At 40.7% G+C, this 5,403-nt stretch carries 3 protein-coding genes; all 3 read left to right on the top strand.

The window, feature by feature from the left end:
- Positions 1-470: 470 nt before the first annotated feature.
- A complete protein-coding gene (locus tag PN447_RS17490; RefSeq protein WP_271764285.1) occupies positions 471-2,672 on the top strand; it encodes a CHASE2 domain-containing serine/threonine-protein kinase in 2,202 nt (733 codons plus the stop codon).
- Between the two features lie 617 nt (positions 2,673-3,289).
- A complete protein-coding gene (locus PN447_RS17485; RefSeq protein ID WP_271764284.1) occupies positions 3,290-4,996 on the top strand; it encodes a ShlB/FhaC/HecB family hemolysin secretion/activation protein in 1,707 nt (568 codons plus the stop codon).
- A gap of 47 nt (positions 4,997-5,043) precedes the next feature.
- Positions 5,044-5,403: filamentous hemagglutinin N-terminal domain-containing protein (locus tag PN447_RS17480; RefSeq protein ID WP_271764286.1), on the top strand; the 360-nt coding region annotated here is incomplete at its 3' end.

Below are 5,403 nucleotides of genomic sequence, written 5' to 3'. Positions count from 1 at the left end.
TGTTAATGGATCTTATAACATCATGAGAAAAGCAGTCCCAAATGCTTTTGCAAATGGGATAGAGGGCATTGTAGTTTGTCCAGTGAAAGTAAAACTTCCGAACTAATGCTTTGGATATTTGTCCATATTATTAGCAACTATATAAAGATTATCCTTGGTAACTGAGCATACCTGTGATAGCTGGCGTGCCATACCCGCGACTAGCACAAATTTTTGCTGATATTGAGGATTTTAGTCATCGACATCATATTATAGCAGTAACCACAAGTGTTAGGACATTTCCCTGCTTGTTGTTCCCCAATCCTTCCCAATCCTTCCCAATCCTTCCCATTCCCTGTTCCCTGTTCCCTGTTCCCTGTTCCCTGTTCCCTTAAAACCACAATTATGATGTCCTAACGTGTATGCGTAGTGCTATAGATAGCAGAAATAGTTAAAATTTGGGTAAATTTGCAAAAATTACGTAAACAATCATGGTGGATGACTCTTACTTAATCAAAAAAATCACTAAATTTTTAGTAAAAATATTCAAGCATCCAGTGATTATTGGCAGTGCGATCGCCACAGTGTTAATACTGGGATTGCAGAAGCTGCAAGTATTACAGGTACTGGAGTTAAAGGTCTATGACCAGATGATGCAAATGCGTAGTGATCCCGGCCCAGATCCCCGTTTATTAATTGTCTCCATCACTGAAGAGGATCTACAAAGATGGGGTTGGCCTTTATCTGGTGAAGTTCTCAATCAGCTTTTGAGCAAACTCGAAGAACATCAACCCATTGCGATCGGTTTAGATATTTTCCGTGATTTACCCGTACAACCTGGTCATGAAGAACTTCTACAACGCTTAGGGCGGAGTGATTCGATTATTTCTATATGTAAACATACCAATGTTCGAGAGCCTGGTATTGCACCCCCTGCGGGAGTAAAACCCGGGCGGGTAGGATTTAGCGATCTTGTGGAAGATACAGATGGTTTGATTCGCCGCAATCTCATAGCAGTGAAAGTGGAAGAGTCTGACATTTGCCAAAGTATCTATTCCTTAAGTTGGAGGTTAGCCCTGAAATACTTAGCACTGCAAGGCATTCCACTGCAATCAAACGTGAATCAGGAACTACAATTAGGTGATGTGATATTTACACCCCTTGAAAGTAACTCTGGCGGTTATGAAAATGCGGATACCAGGGGCTACCAAATTTTACTGAATTACCCCGCGCGGGGTAAAATTGCCGAAGAAGTTACTGTTACACGAGTACTTGCAGGTGAAATTACACCAGATTTAGTCAAAGACCGAATTGTTTTAATTGGTTCCACCGCACCGAGCCTAAAAGATATATTCAATACCCCATTTAATACTGGAAAAGCTGATAATTCCGGTAAGATGGCAGGGGTAGAAATACATGGACAAATGATTAGTCAGATTCTGAGTGCGGTTTTAAATAACCAGCCTCTGTTTTGGTTTTTACCTGGTTGGGCTGAAGTTCTCTGGATAGGGTCATGGTCTGTACTGGGGGGATATGTAGCCGGGCGTCTGCGATATCCATTAAGCTTAGGACTGTGGTCAGCCGCATCTTTACTAGTTTTATTTGTGGGTAACTTTGTAATTTTTACCCGCGGGGGATGGTTCCCAGTGGTTGCGCCTGCATTAGGTCTGGTAGTTGCAAATGTGAGTGTACTGGCCTATAGCGCTCATGATAGTCAACAGGATAAAAAACAAATTATACAATTGTTGCAAAGACAAAAGGAATTAATTGCTGAGTTACAAAAACAACAGGTAACCCTGACTACTACGCCAGAGACTGATTATTTATTCGAACCACTGTCAACGCAGAGATTACTGGGAACCCGTTATCAAATTACCGATAATTTAGGGCGGGGAGGATTTAGCACAACCTACTTAGCTCGAGATGTTCAACGCCCAGGAAATCCCCTGTGTGTTGTGAAACAGATGCATCCTGTCCGTCAAGATCCAGAATATCTGGAGCTAGTTAAACGACTATTTCATACCGAAGCAGATATTCTGGAAATTATGGGTAAACACCCACAAATACCCCAATTACTAGCCTTTTTATCAGAAAATAATAATTTCTATTTAGTCCAAGAGTATATTCTCGGTCATACCTTGAAACATGAGTTAAATTCTGGCATATGTTACTTAAGGTCTGAAGTCATCAAGATCCTCAAAGAAGTTTTACAAATACTGGTGTTTGTCCACAGCTATCAGGTCATTCATCAAGACATCAAACCCAGCAACTTAATGCGGCGAACAACAGATGCACAAATTGTCTTAATTGACTTTGGGGGTGTGAAACAACTGCAACCGCAAAATCATCAGCTAGATTCGATTATCTTCGCCTCTCGTGGTTATGCACCTCCTGAACAAATGATTGGTGCACCAAGACTCAATAGTGACATTTATGCTTTGGGAATACTGGCCATACAAGCCTTAACAGGGGTAAATCCTCAAGAACACCAATTTCTGAGGGATGTTAAAACTGATTTTATAACTATTCCTACACTATCTCCCAGTGGTGAGCAAATTTGGCAAGATTGGTGGCAAATAGCGGATACTACTGAGGAATTGACCAGAATATTAAATAAAATGGTACATCTCAACTACCGTCAAAGATATGAGTCAGCAATAGAAGTGTTAGAGGACATCAATAATATGCTATGAAGTACCAATCTCCATTGGTCATTAGTTATCAGCTTTTATTCAATCAAAAATGAATGCTTGACCAAGAGTAAGTATTATTTAATACCTGTAAGGGATATGGAGCTTATATTGTTTTAGAGGTTTTTTGGGAAGTATTATAGCATTTCCCATGCTCGTGAGGTACAAAGTTGTTTAGTTTCAGGGAACAGGGAACAGGGAACAGGGAACAGGGAATAGGGAATAGGGAACAGGGAATAGGCAATTGATGTGTACTTCATTAGCCTGAAAAAGGCTATAAACAGGTAATTTTTATATTAGGGAACAGAGAACAGGGAACACACCGGAAGGATTGGGAAGGATTGGGGAACAGACAAAAAACAATAAAATCCAGTCCCCTCCCCTTACAAGGGGAGGGTTAGGGTGGGGTAAAAGAATATTCGATACACTAATCATGACTTATCAAACATCCTCTTAGCTCGTTGAGTAATTTTCTTAAAACACATAGTTGGTTTCTGTGGTTGGTAACTGATTCATATGTTCACTTAACCACATTACACCATATACTAATAGTACTTATAAACCCCTAATATTTTTTCCTACAGAAAAACCATGCACAATCGTATTATCAGGGTAAATACATGGCTACACTCTTAAAGCAGACATTGAAAGATGTTGAAAACTGCAAAGGTGTATTTTGCCAAATCCACATAGGTTGGATGGTGAGGATTGGTTGTAGTATATTTTTGCTGGTCATAACTAATACAGGATATGCCCAGGGCTATGAGCAGATGCTCACACAGGAACCTAGACTGGAAACTGTTCCCCCAACTACTACTGCACCTCTAGAAGCTATTCCTGGGAAATTTAAAGTTAAAGGATTTGAGTTTTTAGGTAATACGGCTTTTAGTCAGGAACAATTAACAGCAGAAGTTAAAGATTTTCTGGACAAAGAAATTACCTTTGCTGACTTAATAGCATTAGAATCTCGGTTAAATAACTTGTATGTTGATCGTGGTTTTGTTAATTCTGGGGTGGTAATTGAACCTCAAAATCTTTCTGCTCAAAATGGTGTAGTTAGAGTTTCAATTATTGAGGGAGGTATTGAGGATATTAAGGTCAGGGGAACCCAACGCTTAAGACCCGAGTACATTCGTTCCCGGTTGGCTTTAGCAGCACAAACTCCCCTGAATCAAAATCGCATCCTAGAAGCCCTACAACTTTTAAAACTCGATCCTCAAATTCAAAATATATCGGCACAATTAACACCAGGAGTGCGACCAGATTTAAGTTTATTAGAAGTTACGGTGACAGAAGCCGATAGTTTTCATATCGATATCTTTACCAATAATGGTCGTTCTCCCAGTGTCGGTAGTTGGCGAAGGGGAGTTAAAATTAATCAAGGTAATGTCTCCGGTGATGGTGATAGTTTAAGTGTGGGTTATGCCAATACTGATGGTAGTAATGTCATAGATTTGAGCTACACTATCCCCTTGAATCCCAGCAATGGTAAACTGCGATTAGCCAGTGGGTTGACCAGAACTAACGTCACCGAGCCGCCCTTTGACCGACTTGATATTACTGGCGACTCTAGCTATTACGAAATAGGTTTCAGTCAACCATTATCTCAAAGTGCTAATCAAGAATTCGGTTTAGGTATAGCTTTTTCCCATCAACAAAGCACAACCCAACTGAGTGCGGAAGGTTTTCCTATATCTCGTGGTGCGAATAATGATGGTGAAACTCGCATTTCTAAAATTGCTTTCTCCCAGAATTGGCTAACACGTACCTCAAACTCAGTACTAGGTTTTTACTCTCAATTTAATTTAGGGGTAGGACTCTTGGATGCTACCACTAATAATGATCTGCCTGACAGTCGGTTTTTCTCATGGCGTGGACAAGGGCAATATGTGCGTGCCTTAAATCAAAAACGTGATATGTTACTCGTGTTGCGTTCTGACTGGCAATTAGTTACAGAAAGTCTTGTGCCATTGGAACAGTTTAGTATCGGGGGAATTTCTAGTGTGCGGGGTTATCGTCAGGATGCCCTATTAGCAGATAATGGCGTTGTCGTAACAGCAGAGGTTCAGTTACCTGTGTGGCGACTATCCAACAATGAAAGCGTGTTATCGCTGATTCCCTTCGCAGATTTTGGGCTGGGGTGGAATAGTGATCATACAGTTAAATTAAATACTAATACTTTGATGGGTTCTGGCTTAGGTCTGCAGTGGCTGGCTGGTCAGTTCAAGGCTCGTATTGAGTGGGGAATTCCCCTGATTCATGTCAAATCTCAGGATAGAACATGGCAAGAAAGCGGTTTATATTTCTCTGTGGAGTCCAGGTTATGAAAATTCCAGGGTTAATCAAACATCCCAGTTGTCAGTTAGTCCTTCAGATGCTCATCGGCTTAATTACTACTGCAAATATGCAGGTAGTTAACGCCCAACTCACACCAGACAATAGCTTAAACTCCACAGTCAGGAATGATACGGTAAATAACCGTGACATCATTGAAGGGGGAGCCATCCGTGGGAGTAACTTATTTCACAGTTTCACTGATTTTAACGTGGGCGCTGATAGAGGGGTTTATTTTAGTAACCCCGATAATATTGGTAATATTTTAACCAGGGTGACGGGAAGTAATCCTTCTAGTATTTTGGGAACCTTGGGAGTATTGGGGAATGCTAACCTGTTTTTAATTAATCCCCATGGTATTAGTTTTGGTGACAATGCTCGGTTAGATGTCAAAGGTTCC

This window comes from Anabaena sp. CS-542/02 (assembly GCF_028331085.1).
Classification (GTDB): domain Bacteria; phylum Cyanobacteriota; class Cyanobacteriia; order Cyanobacteriales; family Nostocaceae; genus Anabaenopsis; species Anabaenopsis arnoldii.
This window is presented reverse-complemented; position numbering and strand designations above follow the sequence as displayed.